This is a genomic window from Pseudomonas sp. B2M1-30 (assembly GCF_025447575.1).
Lineage (GTDB): Bacteria > Pseudomonadota > Gammaproteobacteria > Pseudomonadales > Pseudomonadaceae > Aquipseudomonas > Aquipseudomonas botevensis.
On record NZ_JAOEJT010000002.1, the window covers coordinates 619,803 to 644,070 of the forward strand.

The following is a 24,268-nucleotide window of genomic DNA, read 5'->3' on the forward strand; positions in this document are numbered from 1 at the left end:
TCTAGCCAGACCGTCAGCCACAGCCTTGACGGCAATCAAGTGCCGTCACTGCATCAGGTCAGCGAAGGACAGGAACATCACGTTGTCGTGCCTGTGTACTTGCTGCTCACGCTCGACCACCGCCAATCCTTCGGCCCAACAGGCCGCCGTGAGCATCGCCGAGCTTTGCTGCGGGTGCAGTTCCACGCTCAACCGGCCGTCGACGGCGGCTGTCAACTTCGCCCGCAGATACTGGCGCCGCTTGTTGCGCTGCAACCAGTCGAACCCTGCCGGCACGGCCAATGGTTTCGGCAACACGTCGGTCATGCCTTGTGCCCGCAGCAGAAACGGCCGCACCACCACCAACGCGGTAATCAGGGCCGCCGAGGGATTGCCCGGCATGCCGATCCAGGGTTTGCCCAGCACTTCACCAAAGGCCAGTGGCTTGCCGGGCTGAATCGCCAGCCGCCAGAAATCCACGCTGCCCAGTTCCTCGATGGCCTGTTTGAGATGGTCTTCCTCGCCGACCGACACGCCGCCGGAGCTGAGCAGCAGATCGCACTCCGAAGACGCCAGGCTCAGGGCATGGCGGCTGGCCGCCAGCTCATCGGCCATGACCCCGTAGTCGTGGACTTCAACACCCCAGCCGCGCAACAACGCGGCGAGGCAATAGCGATTGCTGTTGTAGATCTGCCCCGGCGCCAACGGATCACCCGGCTCACGCAGCTCATTGCCGCTGCTGAGCAGGCACACGCGCAGCGGTCGGTAGACCTCGACGCGGGCCACGCCGGCACCGGCGAGCAGCCCGAGTTCCTGGGCACGCAGACGCTTGCCAGCCTTGAACAACAGATCACCCCGACGAACTTCTTCGCCTTCCTTGCGTACATGTTCGCCAAGACTCACGGGCGGAAACCAGACGCCCTCGCCCTCCACCCGGCAGCGCTCCTGCGGCACTACCGTGTCAGCGCCTTCGGGTAGCGGCGCGCCGGTAAAAATCTGTACCGCCTGCCCGGCGAGCAACGGCGGCCCTGGCTGATCCCCCGCCGCGATGCGCCCGCCGATCGGCAGGTAACCACCTTCCGGGGACAGGTCCGCGGCGCTCAGTGCATAGCCGTCCATGGCGCTGTTGTCCCAGGCCGGCAGGTTCACCGGGGAATGAATGTCCGCCGCCAACACGCAGCCCATGGCCTGATCCAGTGGAATCACCTGCGCCGCTGGCGGCGGCGGTGCCTGATCGAGCAAGCGGCCGATGGCCTCGTCCACGGGCATCAGGTTGCCCAGGTCGCACACCCGGCCGGTCATGACCGGGTCCCGCAGGCATCGATGATTCGTTGCGCCAGGGGTTTGAGATGCGGGGCAAAGTTGCACGGGCCGGTGCGGCTGTCCAACTGCTCGACGAGGATCCTGTTCCAGGCCGTGCGGCAGGCGCCCGGCGAACCGGGTACGCAGCACACCAGCACGCCGTTGCTCATCCCGGCCAGTGCCCGGGATTGCAGGCTGGACATGCCGATTTCCTCCAGCGACACCTGGCGGAACAACTCGCCGAAGCCTTCGACATGCTTGTCGAGCAACGGAATGACCGCTTGCGGCGTGTTGTCCCGCGCGGTGAAACCGGTGCCGCCGGTCATCAGCACCACTTGTACCGTCGGGTCGGCGATCCAGCGCGAGACGCTGGCGCGGATCTGGTAGATGTCGTCCTTGACCAGATCGCGGTCGATCAACACATGCCCGGCGGTCTGCAGCAGATCCGCCAGGGTCTGTCCCGAGGTGTCGGTGTCAAAGGTCCGCGTATCACTGATGGTCAGTACGGCAATGTTCAGGGGTTCAAACGTGCGTTGCGCCAGATGGGCCATATTCAAGCCTCCCGTAGCTGAGGGTATGCCCAAGCCTGAACCGGATTGACGACCCGGCCTATTCCTCCATGGAGGTATCTCCACCGGGTCAATGACGGCTCAAGGCGCCAGTCGGGTACGACACCAGAGACCGTTTTGCCGGCGGTAATCGAGGCGATCGTGCAAGCGGTCGCTACGGCCCTGCCAGAATTCCACACGCTCGGGATGCAGGCTGTAGCCGCCCCAATGTTCAGGGCGCACAACGTTCTGTTCGGCGAAATGTTCGGTGGCATCGGCCAGCCGCCACTCCAGTTCTTCACGGTTGGTCAGCGGACGACTTTGCGGTGACGCCCAGGCACCCAGTCGGCTGACGCGCGAGCGGGAATCGAAGTAGGCATCCGACAGGTGCGCATCGAGCTTCGATACCTGCCCTTCGATCCGCACCTGGCGCTCCAGTCCCGGCCAGAAAAACGTCATGGCCGCGTGAGGGTTGGCCGCCAGTTGCTGGCCCTTGTCGCTCTGGTAATTGCCGAAAAACGTGAAGCCGTCATCGCTCAAGCCCTTGAGCAACAGCACCCGGCAATGAGGCCGGCCGTCGCTGTCGACGGTCGCGAGCAGCATGCTGTTGGCCTCGACCGGCGCGCGCTCGGTTTCGCGGGCCTGTTGCAGCCAGTGACGGAACAGCGCCAGCGGATCGTCCGGCGCCTGAGTCTCTTGTAGGCCATCGAGGGTGTAGTTGCGGCGCATCTCAGCCAGGGAAAGCGGCATGACGGTGATCTCCTGTGGGTTTCAGCCAGTGTGCGAGGCCCCGCGCTCTGCCACCTTGATCGCCATCAACCCGCATCGCTTACTTGAGACGCAGACGCCGGGCCAGCTTGTGCAGGTTGCTCGGGTCGACCTGCAACAGCCGTGCGGCGCTGGCCCAGTTCTCCCCGCAAAGGCTCAGGGCCTGGACAATCCGTTGCCGCTGGCAATCGTCGACCGCGCTGCTCAGGGCCTGGAACGGTACGTCGGACGCTGCCTCCTGCGGTCGCTCGACGATCACCCCTTGCGTGCTGTCCAGATCCAGCACCTGCGGCTCCAGGGTGATGATCGACGCCCGATTCACGCCGCGACTCAGCGCCTTCAACGCAGCACGACTGATGACATGCTCCAGCTCACGCACATTGCCCGGCCAGGCATACGCCAACAGCGCCCGCTCAGCCGCCGGCGACAGACGCAAGCCACGCAGCCCGAGCCGCGCCCGATTCAGCTCAAGGAAATGCCCGGCCAGCAGCAATACGTCGTTGCCACGCTCACGCAGGGCCGGGATCGGCACCGGGTACACCGAGAGCCGGTGATACAGATCGGCGCGAAACAGGCCGTCGCGGATACTGTCCGGCAAGTGCCGGTTGGTGGCGGCGATGATCCGCACGTCGACGTGCAGCGGCTTGTCGGCACCCAGGCGCTGGATCTCACCGTTCTGCAAGGTGCGCAGCAGCTTCGCCTGCACGCTCAAGGGCAACTCGCCGACCTCATCGAGAAACAGCGTGCCGCCATTGGCCGCGTCAAAGCGCCCGGCGCGGTCACTGGTGGCGCCGGAAAACGCACCTTTGACATGCCCGAACAACTCGCTTTCCGCCAGCGACTCCGGCAACGCGGCGCAGTTGACCTGAATCAGCGGCTTGTGGCTGCGCCGCGACAGACGATGCAGACGCCGGGCGAACAGTTCCTTGCCGACGCCTGTCTCGCCGAGCAGCAACACCGGCAGGTCAGCGTCGGCCAGCACGTCCAGTTCGTTGAGCAAATGCTCCAGCACCTCACTCTGGCCGAGGATCTCGCCGTCCTCGAGCGGCCTGCGCAAATCCTGCGGATCGCTGCGCGACAGGCGCAGGCTGCGGTTTTCCTGCTCCAGACGGGTGACCCGCACAGCGGCTTCGATCTGCAAGGTGCAGCGCTTGAGTTCCTCCCGCGCGCGGCTGTCGAAGGTGCCGGCGCGCAGCGCATCGAGCGTGATCGCGCCCCAGACCCGCCCTTCCACGTACAGGCTCACGCCCATGCAGTCATGCACCGGCAGCGAGTCGCCGACGTGGTTGTCGAGCAAGCCGTCGTAAGGGTCCGGCAAACGGCTGTCGGGCTCGAACCAGGTCGGCTCCCGCGAGGCCATGATCGCCGCCAGACGCGGATGCTGCGCGATGACAAACCGGCGTCCCAGGGCTTCATGCACCAGGCCCACCGTCGCCACCGGTCTGAGGCTGTCTTCATCCAGACGCAGCAAACCCACGGCGCCGCTGTTGAAGTATTCGCGCAAGGTCTGAACCAGTCGTTGCAACCGCACGGCATTGGGCAACTCGACAATCAGGTCGGCCGCCAGGCTTTCACGCAACATGGTAGTTATCACCCTCCAGGGTTGAATTCACCCCGACATTTCAGGGTGGTTGTGACCACAAGCGACCAACAGTCCTTGTTTATCAGGCCCCGGGCGCTGGCATGGCGGATGCAATGAGCCAGGGGAACCGTTGTCATCCCAACAAGGAACCCCCGATGAGCCAGAACCTGCTGGAACAAAGCCTTGGCCAATTGGCCTGCGACATTCCCGGTGCCACCCGGATCTTTCACTCGTTCAAACTGGACTTCTGCTGTGGCGGGCACAAAAGCCTGCGCGACGCCGCCCTCGGCAAGGAGCTCGATCCGGTGCAGATCGCCGAGGCCCTGCACAGCCTGCAAGACAGTGGCGAAACCCAACCCGACTGGCGCAACGAACCGGCGCAACAATTGATCGCCCACCTGCTGACCCGCTACCACGCCCGTCACCGCGAGCAACTGCCGGAGCTGATCCGTCTGGCCCGGCGTGTCGAGCATGTCCACGGCGCGCGCAGCAGTTGCCCCAACGGCCTCGCCGATTTGCTGACCGACCTGCAACAGGAACTCGAAGGCCACATGCTCAAGGAAGAGCAAGTGCTGTTCCCGCTGCTGCAACACGGCGTCGGCCCACAGGCGGCGCCGCCGATCCAGGTGTTGCGTTTCGAGCACGATCAACACGGCGAAGCCCTGGAAAAACTGCTCGCTCTGACCAACCACATCACCCCGCCGGCCGACGCCTGTAATACCTGGCGCGCCCTGTATCGCGGGCTGCTGGAATTTCGCGACGACCTGATGCAGCACATCCATCTGGAGAACAACGTGCTGTTCATCAACGCCCTCAAACCCCGGCACTGATCGACGATCCGCCCGACAAAACCCGCCTCAGTGCGGGTTTTGTCGGTCAGTGCGTGTTCGCTTTCAAAACGACCAATAGAACATGGCCTTGGCGAGGATCACGATCAACAGCATGTGCCCGAGGATGCTGCGGCGAATCCAGCTCGCGCGGCGCTCGCTCAGACGACCGTGGGTCAGCCAATAGGCCAGTAACAGATAGTGGCCGATGATGCTCAGGGCCAGCAGGATCTTCAGACTCAGCAAGGTGCCGAAACTGCTGGCGAGCGGCTGACTCAAGGCGCCCCGATGCTGCCACGCCAGGCCGATGCCGGCGCCATAGAGCAACACCACCACGCCATGCAGCACCTTGCGCGAACGCCCGGCAATCGCCTGATCCGCACCCGATTGCGCGGTGTCCGGCAACTGCTGGCGGGCGCGATGCCAGATCACCACTTCGAAAAACAGCGTGCCGATAAAGGCGATGGCCGCCAGCAGATGGGTCACCAACAGAACGAGATACATCAACGATTACCTCCATGGACTCAGCCCGGATGACCATCCACCCGTGCCCGCAGCAGCATCGGGCCGTAGCGCCAGGCGTATAACCCGAAACCCAGCGCCCAGCACACACCGGCCAGCCACAACGCCGGCAACGGGAACAGCAGAATCAATCCGACGCGACTGAGACAGGCCAGATTGAGCAGAATGAACGCCAGGGTCATTCCCGCTGGCGGCTCCAGTGTCCGGCCGGTATGCCCGAGGCTGACCCGCGCGATCATCGCCAACACCAGGCCGCCCATGGCGCCGATAGTCAGGCAATGCACCGCCAGGCTCGGGTTGATCGACACACCGAAATGCCACAACGCCATGCCCAGGCACGCCAGCGCCAGCCAGCCGTAGGCCAGGTGCAGCGACCACAACAGCGGCACGCGCCACATGGCCCGGTCATGCCAGCGCAACAAGCGCACCAGATGCCCCGCGCCCAGCACCGTGAACAGCAGACCCACCCCGACATTCGGACTGAGCGCAGGCCCGATGGCGTACAACAGCGCCACCAGCGGCGAGCCGATCAACAGCAGCCAGTCCAGCCACGCCCATGGCGCGACGGCCTCTTTGCGCCCGAGGCCGCGCTGGGTAAAGAACGGAATCACCCGTCCACCGATCAGCCCCATCATCGCCGCCACCAGCCAGATACCACTCAACACACCCTGACGCTGCCAGCCTTCATGCCCTTCGAGCAGACCGTACAACGACAAACCGTCGGCGGCGGCCAGCAACAGCAGGACCACCACAATCGGGTAGTTACGCTTCTGCCGCACCTTCCACAGGGTAAAACCCATCAACCCCGCCACCGCCAGCGGGAACGCCAGTTCAAGTACCGCGAGCACCGGCCACGGCGCGTTGACCAGCCACGCCACCCGCGCCAACAACCACACCAGCGCCAGCGCGGCCAACGGTTTGCCACTGAGGCCGGGGCGACTGGTCCAGGTCTGCACAGCAGTCAGCAAAAAACCGGCGATGATCGCCAGACCGAAGCCGAACAGCAGTTCATGTCGATGCCAGCCCAGCCAGCCACCGGCCGGTTGCCAGTTGACCACCGCGCCGCTGAATGCCGTCAGCCACAGCGGGATCGCCACCACCGCCAACAGGCAGCCGACGAGGAAAAACGGCCGAAACGCCAGCCGCAACAGCGGCGGGATCGCCAACGCCTTACTGCGCTCAAGCACTTGCATGAAGCCACTCCTCTGCATTTGCGGGTTCGATCATCCGGTATCGGTGACCGAACGCCTTTGTCACAGATCAAGAGTGCAAGGGCCGTGCCTCCACGGCACGACCCGACGGCGCGTGGCTTGTGTGGAAAAGGCGTCGGGCTTATCAGGGTCAAAATGACCCTTTGTGGTCACTTTGACCCTTTATGGCGTGGTCATTTTAACCACGCAGATTGATGAAATCCGCGTAGACAAGGCCTTTGAGGCATGGCCCGCGTCTTGCTGAGCAGGCTCAGTCCTTGCCCCTTTTCGATTAGCGGAGTCGTCATGAAAAAAGTCATCCAGCCGTTGGCCTGGTTCGTGGTGTTGAGTTCGGTCGTGGCCGTGGCCAGCAGCCTCTCCCTGGGCCTGGTCTGACGGGTTCCTGATCAATTTTTTAAGGATGAATGTCCATGGTGCTGCATCGTGTCCACCACCAGATTCTGCGCAGTCATCATTTGTTCGAGCCACTGAACGACGAACAGATGGATGAACTGATGAGTACCAGCCACTTGTTGAGCATCGACAAGGGCGAACCGTTGTTCCGTCAGGGTGAGCCGGCGGATGCGTTCTATTTCGTCATCGCCGGGGCGGTGAAGATCTACCGGCTGACGCCCGACGGGCAGGAGAAAGTGTTCGAAGTCATCGGCGACCGGCAGACCTTCGCCGAAGCGATGATGCTGATGGACACCCCCAATTACGTGGCCTCGGCGGAAGCGGTCTGCCCGACGCAGCTCTATCGGCTGTCCAACCACACCTACATGCGCCTGCTGCAAAACAACAGCCGCCTGACCTTTGCCTTGCTCGCCAAGCTCAGTGTTCGTCTGCACCAGCGGGTCAACGAAATCGAAACCCTGTCGCTGAAAAACGCCACCCACCGCGTGGTGCGTTATCTGCTGACGCAACTGGTGCGCCAGCAAACCGTGGACAGCCAGTTCGAATTGCCCATGGCCAAACAACTGATTGCCGGGCACTTGTCGATCCAGCCAGAAACCTTCTCGCGGATCATCCGCCGCCTGATCGATGAAAACATCATCACCCAGGACGGCCGGCAGATCGCGATTCTCGATCGGCTGCGCCTGGAACAGTTCGAGTGAATGCCATGCCTATCTGCCTGTATTGCCAACATGCCAACCCGGATGACGAAACCGAATGCAGTCAATGCGGCATGCCCCTGCCCACGCTCGCTGCACGCGCCGGGGAACGGCGCCAGCGACGGTTCATGTGGTTCTGCCTGGGATTGACGCTGTTTTGCGTGGTCATGTTTTTCTGGCTGCCACGCGGCATCGTTTGATGCCACGTGGTGGGTGCCCGGCCTCAAGCCTGGGTCAACTGCCGGTATAGCTGCGGCAAGCGCAGCGGCAGTTGTTCGGGCTGGCGGATCAGGGTGTAGCCGTTGGCGCCGAACATGTATGGCAGATAAGCCCCGGCCTCGCGATCGATGGTGATGCAGAACGGCGTCAGGCCTTGCCGCCGTGCTTCGCGCACCGCTTCGCGGGTGTCTTCGACGCCGTAGCGCCCCTCGTACACATCCAGATCATTCGGTTTGCCATCGGTCAGCAGCAACAGCAATTTGCTGCGCCGTTTGCTCTGCCCGAGCAGTTGCGTGGCCTGGCGGATCGCGGCGCCCATGCGCGTGTAATAGCCGGGTTTGAGCCCCTGAATGCGGCCGCGTGTCTCATCGCCATAGCGCTGGGTGAACGCCTTGAGTTCCTGCATCCGCACCTGCTGGCGGCGCAACGACGAAAACCCGTAGAGGGCGAAATCATCCCCCAGCCCCGACAGGGTTTCGCCGAACAGCAGCAGGCTGTCGCGGATGACGTCGATCACCCGATGCTCATCGTTCAGGTGAGCATCGGTGGACATCGACACATCCGCCAGCAGCAGACACGCCAGGTCGCGGCGAGTCTGCCGCCGCTCCATGAACAGGCCTCGTTCGGCGCATTGCCCCTGTTCGCGTTCAACGTGAAAATCCAGCCAGGCCGACAGGTCCAGTTCCGAACCCTGGGGCTGCTGACGCAACCACTGCCGGTCATTGCGCAGATGCTCGAACTGACGCCGCAAACGCAGCGCGGAGGCCTTGAGTCGCACCGGCAGCGCCTGCGCCGCGCAGTCCCGCGGCAACATCATTTGCAGATTGACGAAACCGGCCTGCATTTGCTGTTTGCGGTAATCCCACTCCGGCAACTTGATCCCCTCGCCCAGCGGCACGTCATCGACATCCACCGGCGGCAGATCCAGATGCAATTTGAGACCGCCACCCTTGCGCAACCGGGTACGCGACAGGGTCAATTCGTCGAGATCGTCGGCCACTCGGGCGGCGTCCGGGTCTTCGCTGTCGTCCGACCAGCGATCCAGATCGACGTGTTCTGTCCAACTGAACAGATTCTCCAGACGCACCACCAACAGTCCGCCCTCGCGGGTGCTGTCATCGATACGCCGGGCACGCTTGCGCCCGGCCTTTTGCTCACCGGACGGCGTGGTCAGCGACTCTTCGGATTCATCGCCCAGATCCGCCGCCTGCGGACTGGCGAGGTTCTGCGGCGGGTACAACCACAGCGGCAACGGCCACGCCGCGCGCTCGCTACGGGGGAAATGCTCGACGCTGCCGGGTTCGCGCAGCGCCTGACACAACGCCCGCTCCAGCGCCGCTTCGCTGCGGCTCAACGCAGCCGGATCGGGGCGCAACGCCAGATGCGCCGCCACCAGCCGCTCATACCGGGCGCGCAACGCCGGATAGCGCTGCAGCAGTTGTTGCGTCCAGCGCTGATTGTCCCGTCCCCAGTGACGCATGCGCCCGGCCTGCGCCGCCAGCAGCGCGAGCCAGCGATAGAGTTCTTCATTCAGCGCAACCTCGGGAAACACCGCCAGGCTCGACGGCAGCCGCAGACTGGCCGCGTCACACCACGCCAACGGCACTTGCTTGCAGGTCCCGGCGATCTGTTGCAACACATTGCGCCGTAACAGCAAATCGCGGTCGCTGGCGGCTTCGACGCCGATGCCACTGGCGCCGCCCATGGCGCGGAACAGCAGCCCCAGCGAACGTTGCTGACGGGTCAGTTCGACCCGCGCCTCGGGGAAATCCGGACTGGCGCGGCGGGTGATGAAACGGTGCCAGGCACTGCCTACCCACTCTTCCAGTTCCACGGTGAAAGCCATGCAATCCACCCCTTTTTCAAAACAAAAAACGGCCCGCTGTCTCAGCCGGGCCGACCTTTTTCTAACCGTGACGCAGACTCACGAAGGCACCACCGGCGCCGGTGCGCGCAAAGCCGCGCGACCACGCTGACGGAAACTGAGCAAGTAGCAGAGCAGTCCGGCGAAGAAGCCCAGGCCGGCTCCCAGCCGCGCCCAGAACAGCACTTGCAGATGCTCGACCGTGCCCATGAACGGCAGTGGCTCGACCTGCCAGCGTTGCAGATAGACCTGCACCGCACCGGCGGCGGTGAGGAACAGCGTGATCGCCACCATCGACAGGGTCATCAGCCAGAAGCCCCAGATTTCCAGGCTCTGCGAGCGTTCGTCACCGGCCTCGCCCAGACCACGCAGACGCGGCATGGCGTAACTGATCAGTGTCATGACGATCATTGCGTAGGCGCCGTAGAACGCCAGGTGACCGTGGGCCGCCGTCAGTTGCGTGCCATGGGTGTAGAAGTTGACCGGAGCCAGCGTATGCAGGAACCCCCAGACGCCCGCACCGAAGAACGCGGTGACCGTGGTGCCCTTGGCCCACAGCGTGGCGGCACGGTTCGGGTGCTGGCGGCGACGCTTCTTCACCATGCTGAAGGCGAACATCACCATTGCCAGGAACGGCAGCGGCTCCATCGCCGAGAAGATCGAGCCGACCCACAGCCAGACCTCCGGCGCACCGATCCAGAAGAAGTGGTGACCGGTGCCGATGATCCCGGTAATCAGCGCCATGGCGATGATCACGTACAGCCACTTCTCCACCACTTCGCGGTCAACCCCGGTGATCTTGATCAGGACGAAGGCCAGCATCGAACCCATGATGAGTTCCCACACGCCTTCCACCCACAGATGCACCACCCACCACCAGTAGAACTTGTCGCGGGCCAGGTTGCCGGGGTTGTAGAAGGAGAACAGGAAGAACACCGCGAGGCCGATCAACCCGGTCATCATCACCATGCTGACCGTGGTCTTGCGCCCTTTGAGCAGGGTCATGCCGATGTTGTAGAGAAAACCCAGGCACACCACCACGATGCCCATCTTGGTGATGGTCGGCTGCTCGAGGAACTCCCGGCCCATGGTCGGCAGCAACTCGTTATGGGTCAGCCGGGCCAGGCCGGCGTAAGGCACCAGCAGATAGCCGAGGATCGTCAGCACCCCGGCGGCGGCGAACACCCAGAACAGCACAATCGCCAGTTTCGGGCTGTGCAGCTCACGGTCGGCCTCTTCCGGAACCAGGTAGTAGGCGGCGCCCATGAAGCCGAACAGCAGCCAGACAATCAACAGGTTGGTGTGCACCATCCGCGCCACGTTGAACGGGATGACCGGGAACAGGAAGTCGCCGATCACGTATTGCAGGCCCATGATCAAACCGAACAGCACCTGGCCGAGAAACAGCATCAGGGCAAACACGAAGTACGGTTTGGCGACGGCTTGCGAGGCGAATTTCAGATGTGGATTAGCCATGCTCATCTCTCAGCCCTCCTTGTTTGGCGGCCAGCCATTGGTGTTGATTTTCGAGCTCCACTTGAGGAATTCGGCGATGTCGTCGACCTCCTGCTCGCTCAAGTTGAACTGCGGCATCGCGCGCCGCCCCGGGACGCCCAGCGGCTGCATCTTCATCCAGGCATGCAGGAACGGCTTGAAGCCCTCCTCGCCGCCGCGCCGCTGCACCACGTTGCCCAGCTCAGGCGCAAAGTAAGCGCCCTCGCCCAGCAGCGTGTGGCAGCCGATGCAATTGTTCTGCTCCCAGACGCTCTTGCCGCGAATCACTGCATCGGTGAGTTGCGCTTCGTTGCTGCGTTGGGGAAAGGTCTGTTCGGTGTGATAGGTCAAAGCCAGGAATATCAGGAAGAAAAAGATGCTTCCCCCGAAGTAGATGTTCCTGGCCATGCCTTTGGTGAAGGTCTCTGACATCGTCGCTTCCTCTTGGCTTGGCCCGTCCATGATAGGAAGCGCGGGGGCGAAATCCGCTTGATGGCAATCAAGAAAGTCAGATGGTTTTACTCAGGTTTTCCTAGCGCGAAAGCACCAGCGTAAACCCCACCAGCAGCGCCAGCACCAACGCCCAGCTCAGCATCAATCGACGCCACAGACGTGGCGCCCGGTGCAGCTCCATGAAGCCGTCGGCGATCAGCCAGACCTTGCCGACCGCCACCAGCAAAATCGCTATCGACAGCGACGCACCGGCATGCGCCAGCAACACCGTGCAGACGCTCAGCGTCACCAGTGCGGCCCAGCAAAGAATCAGCAATCTGGAAGCCGGCATGAAGCCTCCCGTCAATCGAGCACGTAGACCAGCGGAAACAGGACCACCCAGACCAGATCGACCATGTGCCAATACAGCACGCCGGACTCCAGACCACTGCGCTTGTCCGCGTCGAACCCGCCACGACGACAGCGCTCGGCCAGCCATCCAAGGATGACCATGCCCAGCAGGACGTGGAGAAAATGAAACCCGGTGAGGATCCAGTAGAGGGTGAAAAACGTGTTGTGCTCAAGGCCCAGCCCGGCCGCCAGCAAGTGGCTGTACTCGCTGAGTTTCAACACCACGTAGACACTGGCCGCGAGCAACGCCCCCAGCAACAGCGCCGCGCCGCGACGGGGCCGTGAGTGCCTGACCTGCTCCAGGGCCAGCGCGGCGAACAGGCCGGCGGTGAGCAAACCGAGGGTCATCGCCAGGCCGGTGGAGGTGTCCAGCAACAAGCGACTGTCGCTGAACATCTGCGGTTTGATCGCCTGGGTCACGGCGAACGCCAGAATCAACAGGGCGAACACCGACAGCTCGGCAAGCATGAAAAACCACATCGCCAGATCGCCCGGCAAGTGGCCGGGCGCAGCCGCTGCGGACTCAACCGAAGTGGACATCGACCACGTCCATCAGCGCCGCAACGGTCTGCGGATCGTCGCTCAATGGTTCGGCCAGGCAGGCCATGCAGGCCTCACGCGGGGTCATGCCGGAGCGGATCATCCGCGCGGTGAAAATCAGCAACCGGGTCGAAGCGACCTCTTCCAGATCGTGTTGATCGAGCCGCCGCAACGCCTGCCCGAGCGCAACCACTTGCATCGCCAGCGCCGTGTCCACCTGCGCCTCTCGGGCGACGATGCGCGTCTCTTCGTCTTGCGGCGGATAGTCGAAACGCATCGCCACGAAGCGCTGGCGGGTGCTGGGTTTCATGCCCTTGAGCAGGTTCTGGTAACCGGGGTTGTACGACACCACCAGCATGAAACCCGGCGGTGCCTTGAGCACTTCGCCGGTGCGTTCGAGGAACAGCTCGCGGCGATCATCGGCCAGCGGATGCAGCACCACCACGGTGTCCTGGCGCGCTTCGACCACTTCGTCGAGGTAGCAGATCCCGCCCTCGCGCACCGCACGGGTCAGCGGACCGTCCTGCCACCAGGTGCCCTGCGCACCGATCAGATGCCGGCCGATCAGGTCGGCCGCGCTCAAATCGTCGTGGCAGGCCACGGTGTACAGCGGCAGTTTCAGACGATGAGCCATGTGCTGGACAAAACGGGTCTTGCCACACCCGGTCGGCCCCTTGATCAGCACCGGCATGCCATGGCGCCAGGCCTGCTCGAACAGCGCCTGCTCGTTGGCCTGGGGTTGGTAGAAGGGTTCGTTCACAAGCTCCATGGGACACCTGATTCGGCAGCGGGATTGAAAATCACGCTACTGACCCCTGCGACAAACTGGCAAGTGGCACGGCCGGCAAACTTGATCGCCGTCAAGCCGCCATCGACCTTCCCGGGCATAGCCTTGCAACGCACTAAGAACCTGCGTCCCGTGCTGCCGCGTGGCACGTCGCAAAGGTCTTGCCTGAGGAGAAATGGAATGCTGATCAGCAACAGAAAAACGTTTGCCCTGACTGTCGCCACACTCTGTTCGACGCTGGTGATGAGCCACGCCACCGGGGCCGAGGAACCTGCCCCGGCGACGGCCGGCCCGGCGCTGATGAAAACCGTCGGCGCCCCCGACATGAGCCAGGCCGAGTTCGACTCGTCCAAGGAAATCTACTTCCAGCGTTGCGCCGGTTGCCACGGTGTTCTGCGCAAGGGCGCGACCGGCAAGCCGCTGACGCCGGACATCACCCAGTCGCGCGGCCAGGCCTATCTGGAAGCCCTGATTACCTACGGCTCACCGGCAGGCATGCCGAACTGGGGAACGTCCAATGCGCTGACCAAAGAACAGATCACGGCCATGGCCAAGTTCATTCAGCACACGCCGCCGACACCGCCGGAATGGGGCATGGCCGAAACCCTGAAGACCTGGAAAGTGCTGGTCAAACCCGAAGACCGGCCGAAAAAGCAGCTAAGCAAACTCAACCTGCCCAAGCTGTTCTCGGTGACCCTGCGGGACGACGGCAAGATTGCCCTGATCGACGGCGACAGCAAGAAAATCGTCAAGCTGATCGAAACCGGTTACGCGGTGCACATCTCGCGGATTTCCGCCTCGGGTCGCTACCTGCTGGTGATCGGCCGTGATGCGCGGATCGACATGATCGACCTCTGGCCGGTGGAGCCAACCAAAGTCGCCGAGGTCAAGGTCGGCATCGAGGCGCGCTCGGTGGAAACCTCCAAGTTCAAGGGCTACGAGGACAAATACACCATCGCCGGCTCCTACTGGCCGCCGCAGTTCACCCTCATGGACGGCGAAACCCTGGAACCGAAGCAGATCGTCTCGACCCGTGGCATGACCGTCGACAAGCAGGAATACCACCCCGAACCGCGCGTCGCGGCAATCATCGCCTCCCACGAATGGCCGGAGTTCATCGTCAACGTCAAGGAAACCGGCAAGGTCATGCTGGTCAATTATCAGGACATCAAGAACCTCAGCATCACCTACATCGACGCCGCGCCGTTCCTGCATGACGGCGGCTGGGACAGCACCCACCGCTACTTCATGACGGCCGCCAACAACTCCAACAAGGTCGCCGTGATCGACTCCAGGGACCGCAAGCTGACCGCACTGGTGGACGTCGGCAAAACCCCGCACCCGGGGCGCGGCGCCAACTTCGAGCACCCGACCTACGGCCCGGTGTGGGCCACCAGTCACCTCGGCGATGACGGCATCTCGCTGATCGGCACCGACCCGCTCAAACACCCGCAATACGCCTGGAAACAGGTCGCCTCGATCAAGGGCCAGGGCGGTGGCTCGCTGTTCATCAAGACCCACCCCGACTCCCGTCACCTGTACGTCGATACCACCCTCAACCCGGATGCAAAACTCAGTCAGTCGGTGGCGGTGTTCGACATCGACAAGCTCGACGCCGGCTACACCGTGCTGCCGATTGCCGAATACGCGGGGATCAAAAAAGGCGCGATGCGCGTGGTGCAACCGGAATACAACAAGGCCGGCGACGAGGTCTGGTTCTCGGTGTGGAGCGGTCAGGAAGACGAGTCGGCACTGGTGGTGATCGACGACAAAACCCTGAAGCTCAAGACCGTGATCAAGGACCCGCGCCTGATTACCCCGACCGGCAAATTCAACGTCTACAACACCCAACACGACATCTATTGAGCTTCATCAATACAAGGACGCGTCATGAAAAATACTCTGTTTTCACTGTTCGCCCTGGGCGCTGCACTGAGCGTGCTGCCGGCCATGGCCCAGGACGGGCTGGAGCTGTTCAAGAGCAAACCCTGCGCCGCCTGCCATGCCATCGACGCCAAACTGGTCGGTCCGGCACTCAAGGAAGTGGCGGCGAAAAATGCCGGTGTCGCCGGCGCGGCGGACACCCTGGCCGGGCATATCAAGAACGGTACGCAAGGCAATTGGGGACCGATCCCGATGCCGGCCAACCCGGTGACGGATGACGAAGCGAAGACGCTTGCGACCTGGGTCCTGAGCCTCAAATAGCCAACTGGAGGGCGCCATGACGATCCATCGACACGCTGTCGTTCTGGCGGCCCTCCTCCTTTTTTGCGCAACCTCGGTGGCCGCGCCGGACGCCACGCGTCAGGCGCAACTCGAACACCTGCTGGCCCAGGACTGCGGCGCCTGCCACGGCCTGCACATGACCGGCGGGCTCGGTCCCGAACTGACCCGCGCGGCGCTGGCCGGCAAGTCCCGGGACAGCCTGATCGCCACCGTCACCTTCGGCCGTCCCGGCACCGCAATGCCGCCCTGGGCACCCCTGCTCGCCCCGGATGACATCCGCTGGCTGGTCGACCTTCTTCTCAAGGGATACCCCGCCTCATGATCCGATCCATTCTGCTGACTGCGGCGACCGGCCTGTTGCTGTCCGCCTGCGCCCAGCCGCCCTTGCGCGGCACCGGTGACCTCGGCGTGGTGATCGAACGCGCCAGCGGCAGCGTGCAAATCATCGAAAGCGACACCCATACCGCACTGGCCCGCCTCGAAGGCCTGGGGGATCTGTCCCATGCCTCAGTGGTGTATTCCCGCGACCAGCGTTACGCCTACGTGTTCGGCCGCGACGGTGGGCTGAGCAAGATCGACCTGCTGAGCCAACGCATCGACCGGCGGGTGATCCAGGGCGGCAACAGCATCGGCGGCGCCATCAGCCAGGACGGCAAACTGATCGCCGTGTCCAACTACGTGCCCGGCGGGGTCAAGGTGTTCGATGCCCGGACCCTGCGACAAGTGGCGGATATTCCGGCCACGCCGCTGGCCGATGGCAGCAAGCGCTCGCGGGTCGTCGGCCTGGTGGACGCGCCCGGCCAGCGCTTCGTGTTCAGCCTGTTCGATACCGGCGAGATCTGGAGCGCCGACTTCAGCCAGGCCGCGTCGCCGAAAATCACTCGTTTCAACAATATCGGCCAGCAGCCCTACGACGCACTGATTACCCCCGACGGTCGCTATTACATGGCCGGGTTGTTCGGTGAAGACGGCATGGCACAACTTGACCTCTGGCATCCCGAGCGCGGGGTGAAACGCGTGCTGGGCGATTACGGACGCGGTCAGGAAAAATTGCCGGTCTACAAGATGCCGCACCTGGAAGGTTGGGCGGTGGCCGACAACCAGGCCTTCGTGCCAGCGGTCGGTCGCCATCAGGTGCTGGTGATGGATGCGCGCACCTGGCGGCAGACCGCTGCAATCGCGGTGGCCGGGCAACCGGTGTTCGTCACCTCACGGCCGGACGGTCGGCAGGTATGGGTCAATTTCGCCTACCCGGACAATGATCGGGTGCAGGTGATCGACACAGAAACCCATGCCGTGGTCGCCGATCTGCGACCGGGACCGGCGGTGCTGCACATGGAGTTCACCGCCCGTGGCGATCAGTTGTGGCTGTCGCTGCGCGATGGCGATCAGGTGCAGGTCTGGGACCCGTACAGCCTGAAGCCGGTCAGCACCCTTCCCGCTGCCGCGCCGAGCGGTATTTTCTTCAGCAGTCGCGCGCAGAAAACGGGTTATTGAAATGGACCTCGACCTGCTCAGCCGGCAACTGATCGACCGCTTCCAGCACGGCATGCCGCTGTGCGCCGAACCTTATCTGGAGATGGCCCGGGTCCTGGATTGCAGCGAGGCGCAGGTGCTGGCCTGCCTGCAACGCCTGGAACTGGCCGGCGCCCTGTCGCGGGTCGGCCCGGTGTTCGAACACAGCCGCGCCGGGGCCAGCACCCTCGCCGCCCTCGCCGTGCCCGCCGAGCGTCTGCATCAGGTGGCCGAACGCGTCAGCCAATACCCCGAGGTCAATCACAACTACGGGCGCGAGCATCACTACAACCTGTGGTTTGTACTGACCGGGCCTGATCGCCGACACATCGAGCGCGTCCTTGAGGAACTGGAGCGCGACACCGGTCTTGCGCCGCTGGACCTGCCGATGTTGACCGCCTACCGCATCGACCTCGGTTTCGCCTTGGGAGAAAACCCATGACAGCCGCGCAGGCGCTGGCCCTGCGTCGCCTTCTGGAGCAAGGATTGCCGCGCGTTTCGCGGCCCTATCAGGCGCTCGCCGAGCAGATCGGTTCGGACGAAACCCAAGTGCTCGGGCAAATGCGCCAGTGGCATGCACAGGGCCTGTTCCGCCGGATCGGCCTGGTGCTCAACCACCGCGCCTTGGGCTTCACCGCCAACGCCATGCTGGTGCTGGATGTGCCGGACGCGCTGATCGATGAAGTCGGTCAGCGTCTGGGCCGCGCGCCCGGCATCAGCCTTTGTTATCAACGCCCGCGGCGCTTGCCGCAGTGGCGTTACAACCTGTTCTGCATGGTGCATGGCCGGCAACGTGAGCGGGTCGAAGCGCAGATTCGGCAAATGCTGGAAACCCATCTGCTCAGTGACCTGCCGCACCAACTGCTGTTCAGCAACCACGCCTTCAAACAATGCGGCGGGCGTTTCGCCCCGCTGCCGAGCGGAGTACCCGCCCATGGATGACCTCGACCGTCGCCTGATCAATCGCCTGCAACTGGGTCTGCCGCTGGTGCGCCATCCGTGGCAGGTGCTGGCCGATGACCTGCAAAGCAGCGCCCGCGAACTGCTTGACCGCGTGCACAACCTGCTGGAAGACGGCGTACTGACCCGTTTCGGCCCGATGTTCGATATCGAGCGGCTGGGCGGCGCCTTCACCCTCGCCGCGCTGAGCGTGCCCGAAGTGCGTTTCGACGAGGTCGCCGGGCAACTGCATGCCTTGCCGGAGGTGGCGCACAACTATCGCCGCGAACATCCGTGGAACATGTGGTTCGTCCTCGGCTGTGCCTCTGAACAGGACCTGCGCGACACGCTGCAGCGCATCGAGACCCTGACCGGTCTGCCGGTGCTCAATCTGCCCAAGGAGGAGACTTACCATGTCGGTCTGTATTTCCCGGTCTGAATCATCGCTCGCCCAACGTCTGGTGGAACTGACCCAGGCCGGTTTGCCGCTGGTGGAAGATCCCTGGGCCTGGCTCGCCGGGCAACTGGAGCTGAGCGTCGAATCCACCCTGGATCTGCTCAAGCGCTTGCAGGCCGAAGGCGCGATCCGCCGGATCGCCGCCGTCCCCAACCACTATCGCCTGGGCTATTGCCACAACGGCATGACCGTATGGGACGTGCGCGACGCCGACATGCCGCGCCTCGGCGCCCTGCTCGGCGCGCAGCCCTTCGTCAGTCATTGCTATCGGCGCCCGCGTCGGCCGGGGTGGCGCTACAACCTGTTTGCCATGGTTCACGGCCGCAGCCGCGAGGAAATCGACAGCTATCGCGAACACCTGCGTTACCTGCTGGGCGATGCCTGTGCCGCCGACGACATGCTGGTGAGCAGCCGCATCCTGAAAAAAACCGGGCTGCGCCTGTCACCCGCCGCACGCTGAACACACTGCACAAGGAGAGTGGCATGTTGAGGATCAGCCAATACCTGAAAGCCCTGGCCGGCCAGGCTCCGGCACCGAGAACCAGCCCGCCGGGCAGCCTGCGCCCGCCAGTGGTGATCTGGAATCTGTTGCGGCGCTGCAACCTGACCTGCAAACACTGCTACGCGACCTCGGCCGACAGCGTGTTTCGCGATGAACTGGACACCTCGGCGGCACTGGCCGTGATCGATGATTTGCACGACGCCGGTGTGAAAGTGCTGATTCTTTCCGGCGGTGAACCGTTGTTGCGTGATGACCTGTTTGTGCTGAGCGCCTACGCCCGATCCAAGGGTTTCTTCGTCGCCTTGTCCACCAATGGCACGCTGATCGGCTCGCACAACATCGCGCAGATTCACGCTGCGAACTTCGATTATGTGGGGATCAGCATCGATGGCCTGGAAGCCACCCATGACGCGTTCCGCCAGCTCAAGGGCAGTTTCGCCAGCTCCATGCAGGCGATCCGCTTGTGTCGCGAGCACGGTATCCGCGTCGGCCTGCGCACCACGCTGACTCAGGAGAATCATGCGCAACTCCCGCAGTTGCTGGGACTGATGCACGAATACAACGTGCAGAAGTTTTACCTGTCGCACCTCAATTACAGCGGTCGTGGCAAGCGCAGCCGCAAACTCGACGCCCGGCAGCAGATGAGCCGCGATGCGATGAGGCTGATTTTCGAGCGTGCCTGGGACGATGTGGTGCAGGGCCGCGACAGCGATTTCGTCAGCGGCAACAACGATGCCGATGCGGTTCTGCTGCTGCAATGGGTCACCGAACATCTGCCCGAACACACTGCGCAACTGGAACACATGCTGCGCGCCTGGGGTGGCAATGCCTCGGGCAGCGGCATCGCCAACATCGACAACACCGGTGAAGTCCACCCGGATACTTATTGGTGGCAGCACTCGGTGGGCAACGTGCGGCGCACGCCGTTTCGCACCCTGTGGCTGGAGCAGCCCGACGCGCTGCTCCAGCAATTGCGCGCCCATCCCCGCGCGGTCGGCGGCCGTTGCGGTGAATGCCGCTGGTTGAAAATCTGCAACGGCAATACGCGCACCCGCGCCTGGGCCGAGGGCAACCTCTGGGGCCAAGACCCCGGTTGCCACCTCAGCGATGACGAAATCGGCCTGCCGCCGCTCGCCACCATTGCTTGCGTCACGCACTGAACTGCCCGTCCGGCCACCCCCGTGAAAAAGGCGGGAGCCGGTCAACCTGATGAAGCCCCAAGGACGTCCCATGCCTCCATCGATTGTTCTTCCGTCCACTCTCGAATCCCCGTTCCGCCCCGGCGAAGTCGCCCTGGTCGGCGCCGGCCCTGGTGATCCGCGCCTGTTGACCCTGCGCGCCTGGAGTCTGTTGATGCAGGCCGATGCCGTGGTCTACGACCGTCTTGTCAGCCCTGAACTGCTGACACTGATCCCGCTGACCTGCGCCCGGCACTATGTCGGCAAGGCCAGTGGTTGCCACAGCCTGCCGCAGGAGCAGATCAACGAACTGCTCGCCGACCTCGCCGATCAGGGCCAGCGCGTGGTGCGGCTCAAGGGTGGCGACCCGTTCATTTTCGGCCGTGGCGCCGAGGAGCTGGAGTATCTGCTGCGGCGCAACATCGATTGCCAAGTGGTGCCGGGCATCACCGCTGCCTCCGGATGCAGCGCCTACGCCGGCATCCCGCTGACCCACCGCGACCTGGTCAACTCCTGTCGATTCGTCACCGGCCATCTGCAACACGACGGCGAGTTGAAACTGCCCTGGCACGATCTCGCCGACAGCAGCCAGACCCTGGTGTTCTACATGGGTTTGTCGAACCTGGGGATCATCGCCCAGCGCCTGATCGAAGCCGGACTGTCGGCCGACACGCCGGCAGCGCTGGTCAGCAACGGTACGCGGGTCGATCAGCATGTTGTGCGTGGTTTCCTGCATCAGTTGCCGACCCTGGCGCTGGAATGCCCGCCGGGCATTCCGACGCTGACGGTGATCGGCAAAGTCGTGGGTCTGTTCGCCGCGCAGCCGATGGAATTCCCGGCGCGCTTCTACCCGATTCAGGCGCTGCAACGCCACGGCAAGGTGGCGGTATGAAACGGCTGATGCTTGTCCCGCTGTTGTGGGTGGCCGCGCATGCCGGCGCGGCGACCTCTCTTGAAGAGGCGGCGAACAACTACCGGCAGCATTGCCAGAGCTGCCACGGCGCCAACCGTTTCGGCGCGACCGGGCCGGCGTTGCTGCCGGAAAGCCTGAGCCGGATCAAGCCGGATGAAATCCGCAATGTGATCCGCGACGGTCGCCCCGCGAGCCAGATGGCCGGGTTTGCCACGCTATTGAGCCCGGCGCAAATCGACGGGTTAGCGGACTACCTCCAGCAACCGCCCGCCACCCCGCCGACCTGGAGTGATGACGAGATTCGCGGCAGCCATGCGCTGCTCGCCGATATCGGCAAACTGCCCGCCACGCCCCAGCATGGCGCCGATCCGCTGAATCTGTTCGTGGTGGTGGAAGCCGGGGATCACCACATCGACATTCTCGACGGTGATCGCTTTGAGGTGCTGGCGCGGTTCAAGTCGCACTTTGCGGTGCATGGCGGGCCGAAATTTTCGCCTGATGGACGCTTCGTCTATGTGGCATCGCGCGACGGCTGGATCAGCCTCTACGACCTGCACAACCTGAAACTGATCGCCGAAGTTCGCGCCGGTCTCAACACCCGCAATCTGGCGGTGAGCAAGGATGGGCGCTGGGTGCTGGTGGGCAATTATCTGCCGGGCAGTCTGGTGGTGCTGGATGCGCGGGATCTTTCGCTGGTCAAGACCATTCCCGCTGTTGGCCTGGACGGCAGCGCATCGCGGGTCAGCGCGGTCTACACCGCACCGCCACGGGACAGTTTCATCGTCGCCCTCAAGGACGTGAAGGAAGTCTGGGAGTTGTCGAGCGCCGGGGAACCGGACTTCGAACCCCGACGAATCCAGGCCGGGGACAGGCTCGACGACTTCTCGTTTTCACCGGATTACCGGCAGCTTCTGGCCACCTCGCGCAAAGCCAAGGGAGGTCAGGTGATCGATCTGGACAGCGGCAAGGTCGTCACCGACATACCACTGCCGGGCATGCCGCACCTGGGTTCCGGGACATACTGGAAACGCAACGGCCAGTGGGTGTTCGCCACCCCGAACATCAGCAAGGGGCTGATTTCGGTGATCGACTTCAAGACCTGGAAACTGATCAAGGAGATCCCGACGCTGGGGCCGGGATTCTTCATGCGCAGCCACGTCAACTCACGCTATGCCTGGAGCGACGTGTTCTTCGGCCCCGACAATGATGCGATCCACCTGATCGACAAACAGACCCTGGAAATCGCCCACACTCTGCGCCCGATGCCGGGTAAAACCGCCGCCCACGTCGAATTCACCCGCGACGGACGCCATCTGCTGCTGAGCATCTGGGCCACCGACGGCGCGCTGATCGTCTACGACAGCAACACCCTCCAGGAGATCAAACGCATCCCGATGAACAAACCGTCGGGCAAATACAACGTCGGCAACAAGATCGAATTCGCCGAGGGGACGTCGCACTAGCTCCGCCTCCTGTGGGGCTTGGCCATGCCGGCCCCTTCGTGGGCAAGCCGCCGGGGCGTCGGGAAAGTGGCCGGGCGCCAGGCGTTTGCCGAGGTTATCGGCGACTCAAACCGTGCGGGAAAACCGTCCGTTTTGCTCGGTCCCCAGATAGGCATCGAACGCCATCGCGACGCTGCGCATCAGCAAATGCCCCTGGGGCAACAGACGCAATTGGTCGCGGTGAATTTCCAGCAGGCCGTCACCCACAGGCTCATTCAATGCCGCCAGCGCCCCGGCAAAGTATTCGCTGAAACAGATGCCATGGCTCGCCTCGAACTTGCCGAAGTCGATCCGCCCATGACACATCAGGTCGCTGATGACCTCGCGGCGCAACCGGTCATCCGCGCTCAAGCGGTAACCCCGATGCACCGGCAACAAGCCCTGATCGATACGCGCGTAATACTGCGAAAGTTCCTTGACGCTCTGGCTGTAGCTGTCGCCGACCTTGCCGATCGCCGACACGCCCAAACCGATCAGATCGCAATCGGCATGGGTCGAGTAACCCTGAAAGTTGCGCTGCAAGGTGCCATTGGCCCGGGCGAGCGCCAGTTCATCGTCCGGCAAGGCAAAGTGATCCATGCCGATGTACACGTAACCGGCCTCGGTCAGGCGGCGAATGGTCAGTTCGAGCAATTCCAGTTTGCGCTCCGGCGGCGGCATGTCTTCGGGGCGAATCAGGCGTTGCGCGCGCACCAACTCGGGCAAATGCGCATAGCTGTAGGCCGCGATGCGGTGCGGGCGCAGGGCAATGATCTTGCCGAGGGTGACGTCGAAGCTGTCCACTGTCTGCAGCGGCAGACCGTAAATCAGGTCGACACTGATTGACTTGAACTGCGCCTCCCTGGCTGCCGCAACCAGTGCGTAGATCTGCTCTTCACTCTGCTGACGGTTGACTGCCGCCTGCACCTGCGGATCAAAGTCCTGCACACCGAAACTCAGCCGGTTGAAGCCCAGATGGCGCAACGACTGGATCTGTCCGGCACTGATGGTGCGCGGATCGACCTCGATGGAGAATTCGTGGTTATCGCTGTCGTCCATGTCGAACGACTGGTGCAGACAAGTCATCAGGTCAGCCAGTTGTTCGTCGGTCAGATACGTCGGGGTGCCGCCGCCAAGGTGCAATTGCGTGAGCCGGCGCGAGCTGTCGAACAAGCACGCCTGCATGGCGATTTCACGCTTGAGGTAGGTCAGGTATTCCACGGCACGATGGGTCTTCTGGGTGATGATTTTGTTGCAGGCGCAGTAGTAACAAAGGCTTTTGCAGAACGGGATGTGGATGTACACCGACAACGGCTTCGGCGCCGCGACCTGGTTGCTGTCACGGGCAGCGCGCTGATAGTCATCGACGGCAAACGCCTGATGAAACTGCGGGGCGGTCGGGTAAGAGGTGTAGCGCGGCCCCGGGCGGTCGTATTTTTCGACCAGGGTTCGATCGAAAGCGCAAGCAGGCTTCATGATC

27 protein-coding genes are annotated in these 24,268 nt (G+C 63.4%); 14 read left to right on the plus strand and 13 right to left on the minus strand.

The window, feature by feature from the left end; genetic code table 11:
* Window positions 1–45: 45 nt before the first annotated feature.
* From glp to norR, 4 genes are all read right to left on the minus strand, one after another.
* The gene (gene glp, locus N8H74_RS06415; protein WP_262146648.1) at window positions 46–1,281 is read right to left on the minus strand and encodes a gephyrin-like molybdotransferase Glp; all 1,236 of its coding nucleotides are present in this window, start codon (window positions 1,279–1,281) and stop codon (window positions 46–48) included.
* On the minus strand, window positions 1,278–1,832 hold the full coding sequence (moaB, locus tag N8H74_RS06420) for a molybdenum cofactor biosynthesis protein B (RefSeq protein ID WP_217831257.1): 555 nt from the start codon (window positions 1,830–1,832) through the stop codon (window positions 1,278–1,280). The genes glp and moaB overlap by 4 nt, the downstream gene beginning before the upstream one ends.
* Window positions 1,833–1,931: 99 nt before the next feature.
* A complete protein-coding gene (pdxH, locus tag N8H74_RS06425) occupies window positions 1,932–2,579 on the minus strand; it encodes a pyridoxamine 5'-phosphate oxidase (RefSeq protein WP_262146649.1) in 648 nt (215 codons plus the stop codon).
* 79 nt (window positions 2,580–2,658) lie between these two features.
* Window positions 2,659–4,179, minus strand: a complete 1,521-nt coding sequence (gene norR / locus N8H74_RS06430) for a nitric oxide reductase transcriptional regulator NorR (protein ID WP_262146650.1) — start codon at window positions 4,177–4,179, stop codon at window positions 2,659–2,661.
* A 155-nt stretch (window positions 4,180–4,334) separates the two neighbouring features.
* Here norR and ytfE point away from each other — a divergent pair, with 155 nt between their 5' ends.
* On the plus strand, window positions 4,335–5,009 hold the full coding sequence (gene ytfE, locus N8H74_RS06435; RefSeq protein ID WP_262146651.1) for an iron-sulfur cluster repair protein YtfE: 675 nt from the start codon (window positions 4,335–4,337) through the stop codon (window positions 5,007–5,009).
* 63 nt (window positions 5,010–5,072) lie between these two features.
* Here the strand turns inward: ytfE and N8H74_RS06440 are convergent, their stop codons facing one another.
* Together N8H74_RS06440 and N8H74_RS06445 are read right to left on the minus strand one after the other, a co-directional pair.
* Entirely contained in the window at window positions 5,073–5,510 is a 438-nt protein-coding gene (locus tag N8H74_RS06440; protein ID WP_262146652.1) for a hypothetical protein, read from the minus strand.
* 20 nt (window positions 5,511–5,530) lie between these two features.
* A complete protein-coding gene (locus tag N8H74_RS06445) occupies window positions 5,531–6,721 on the minus strand; it encodes an NnrS family protein (RefSeq protein ID WP_262146653.1) in 1,191 nt (396 codons plus the stop codon).
* Between the two features lie 428 nt (window positions 6,722–7,149).
* Between N8H74_RS06445 and N8H74_RS06450 the strand changes: the two genes are divergently transcribed.
* Both N8H74_RS06450 and N8H74_RS06455 read left to right on the plus strand, forming a co-directional pair.
* Entirely contained in the window at window positions 7,150–7,833 is a 684-nt protein-coding gene (locus N8H74_RS06450; RefSeq protein ID WP_262146654.1) for a Crp/Fnr family transcriptional regulator, read from the plus strand.
* The gene (locus N8H74_RS06455; RefSeq protein ID WP_262146655.1) at window positions 7,830–8,030 is read left to right on the plus strand and encodes a protein DnrP; all 201 of its coding nucleotides are present in this window, start codon (window positions 7,830–7,832) and stop codon (window positions 8,028–8,030) included. The genes N8H74_RS06450 and N8H74_RS06455 overlap by 4 nt, the downstream gene beginning before the upstream one ends.
* A gap of 23 nt (window positions 8,031–8,053) precedes the next feature.
* On the opposite strand, the gene N8H74_RS06460 is transcribed toward N8H74_RS06455, so the two are convergent.
* The 6 genes from N8H74_RS06460 to N8H74_RS06485 form a co-directional block, all read right to left on the minus strand.
* On the minus strand, window positions 8,054–9,895 hold the full coding sequence (locus tag N8H74_RS06460; RefSeq protein WP_262146656.1) for a VWA domain-containing protein: 1,842 nt from the start codon (window positions 9,893–9,895) through the stop codon (window positions 8,054–8,056).
* Window positions 9,896–9,973: 78 nt separating this feature from the next.
* A complete protein-coding gene (locus N8H74_RS06465) occupies window positions 9,974–11,395 on the minus strand; it encodes a cbb3-type cytochrome c oxidase subunit I (RefSeq protein ID WP_217831266.1) in 1,422 nt (473 codons plus the stop codon).
* Between the two features lie 3 nt (window positions 11,396–11,398).
* Window positions 11,399–11,839 carry a cytochrome c gene (locus tag N8H74_RS06470; protein WP_217831267.1) on the minus strand — a complete coding sequence of 147 codons (441 nt, stop codon included), beginning with the start codon at window positions 11,837–11,839 and terminating at the stop codon, window positions 11,399–11,401.
* 100 nt (window positions 11,840–11,939) lie between these two features.
* Window positions 11,940–12,191, minus strand: a complete 252-nt coding sequence (locus N8H74_RS06475; protein WP_262146657.1) for a cytochrome C oxidase subunit IV family protein — start codon at window positions 12,189–12,191, stop codon at window positions 11,940–11,942.
* Between the two features lie 11 nt (window positions 12,192–12,202).
* Window positions 12,203–12,790 carry a cytochrome c oxidase subunit 3 family protein gene (locus N8H74_RS06480; RefSeq protein WP_262146658.1) on the minus strand — a complete coding sequence of 196 codons (588 nt, stop codon included), beginning with the start codon at window positions 12,788–12,790 and terminating at the stop codon, window positions 12,203–12,205.
* Window positions 12,774–13,559 carry a CbbQ/NirQ/NorQ/GpvN family protein gene (locus N8H74_RS06485; RefSeq protein ID WP_262146659.1) on the minus strand — a complete coding sequence of 262 codons (786 nt, stop codon included), beginning with the start codon at window positions 13,557–13,559 and terminating at the stop codon, window positions 12,774–12,776. The genes N8H74_RS06480 and N8H74_RS06485 overlap by 17 nt, the downstream gene beginning before the upstream one ends.
* Before the next feature lie 261 nt (window positions 13,560–13,820).
* Here N8H74_RS06485 and nirS point away from each other — a divergent pair, with 261 nt between their 5' ends.
* From nirS to N8H74_RS06540, 11 genes are all read left to right on the plus strand, one after another.
* A complete protein-coding gene (nirS, locus tag N8H74_RS06490) occupies window positions 13,821–15,443 on the plus strand; it encodes a nitrite reductase (RefSeq protein WP_262146713.1) in 1,623 nt (540 codons plus the stop codon).
* 24 nt (window positions 15,444–15,467) lie between these two features.
* On the plus strand, window positions 15,468–15,782 hold the full coding sequence (locus N8H74_RS06495) for a c-type cytochrome (RefSeq protein ID WP_262146660.1): 315 nt from the start codon (window positions 15,468–15,470) through the stop codon (window positions 15,780–15,782).
* A 16-nt stretch (window positions 15,783–15,798) separates the two neighbouring features.
* Entirely contained in the window at window positions 15,799–16,125 is a 327-nt protein-coding gene (locus N8H74_RS06500) for a cytochrome c (protein ID WP_262146661.1), read from the plus strand.
* Window positions 16,122–17,300 carry a cytochrome D1 domain-containing protein gene (locus N8H74_RS06505; RefSeq protein WP_262146662.1) on the plus strand — a complete coding sequence of 393 codons (1,179 nt, stop codon included), beginning with the start codon at window positions 16,122–16,124 and terminating at the stop codon, window positions 17,298–17,300. The genes N8H74_RS06500 and N8H74_RS06505 overlap by 4 nt, the downstream gene beginning before the upstream one ends.
* A gap of 1 nt (window position 17,301) precedes the next feature.
* Window positions 17,302–17,760 carry an Lrp/AsnC family transcriptional regulator gene (locus N8H74_RS06510; protein ID WP_262146663.1) on the plus strand — a complete coding sequence of 153 codons (459 nt, stop codon included), beginning with the start codon at window positions 17,302–17,304 and terminating at the stop codon, window positions 17,758–17,760.
* Window positions 17,757–18,260: an AsnC family protein gene (locus N8H74_RS06515; protein ID WP_262146664.1), complete on the plus strand. Its 504-nt coding sequence runs from the start codon at window positions 17,757–17,759 to the stop codon at window positions 18,258–18,260. The genes N8H74_RS06510 and N8H74_RS06515 overlap by 4 nt, the downstream gene beginning before the upstream one ends.
* On the plus strand, window positions 18,253–18,696 hold the full coding sequence (locus tag N8H74_RS06520; protein WP_262146665.1) for an Lrp/AsnC family transcriptional regulator: 444 nt from the start codon (window positions 18,253–18,255) through the stop codon (window positions 18,694–18,696). The genes N8H74_RS06515 and N8H74_RS06520 overlap by 8 nt, the downstream gene beginning before the upstream one ends.
* Entirely contained in the window at window positions 18,671–19,174 is a 504-nt protein-coding gene (locus tag N8H74_RS06525) for a nitrite reductase (RefSeq protein ID WP_262146666.1), read from the plus strand. The genes N8H74_RS06520 and N8H74_RS06525 overlap by 26 nt, the downstream gene beginning before the upstream one ends.
* Window positions 19,175–19,197: 23 nt before the next feature.
* Window positions 19,198–20,376, plus strand: coding sequence for a heme d1 biosynthesis radical SAM protein NirJ (nirJ, locus tag N8H74_RS06530; protein WP_262146667.1), 1,179 nt, complete (start codon window positions 19,198–19,200; stop codon window positions 20,374–20,376).
* Between the two features lie 70 nt (window positions 20,377–20,446).
* On the plus strand, window positions 20,447–21,286 hold the full coding sequence (gene cobA / locus N8H74_RS06535; protein WP_262146668.1) for a uroporphyrinogen-III C-methyltransferase: 840 nt from the start codon (window positions 20,447–20,449) through the stop codon (window positions 21,284–21,286).
* Window positions 21,283–22,770, plus strand: a complete 1,488-nt coding sequence (locus N8H74_RS06540) for a nitrite reductase (RefSeq protein ID WP_262146669.1) — start codon at window positions 21,283–21,285, stop codon at window positions 22,768–22,770. The genes cobA and N8H74_RS06540 overlap by 4 nt, the downstream gene beginning before the upstream one ends.
* A 105-nt stretch (window positions 22,771–22,875) precedes the next feature.
* Here N8H74_RS06540 and hemN read toward each other — a convergent pair whose 3' ends face one another.
* Window positions 22,876–24,264: an oxygen-independent coproporphyrinogen III oxidase gene (gene hemN, locus N8H74_RS06545; protein WP_262146670.1), complete on the minus strand. Its 1,389-nt coding sequence runs from the start codon at window positions 24,262–24,264 to the stop codon at window positions 22,876–22,878.
* Between the last annotated feature and the right edge of the window lie 4 nt (window positions 24,265–24,268).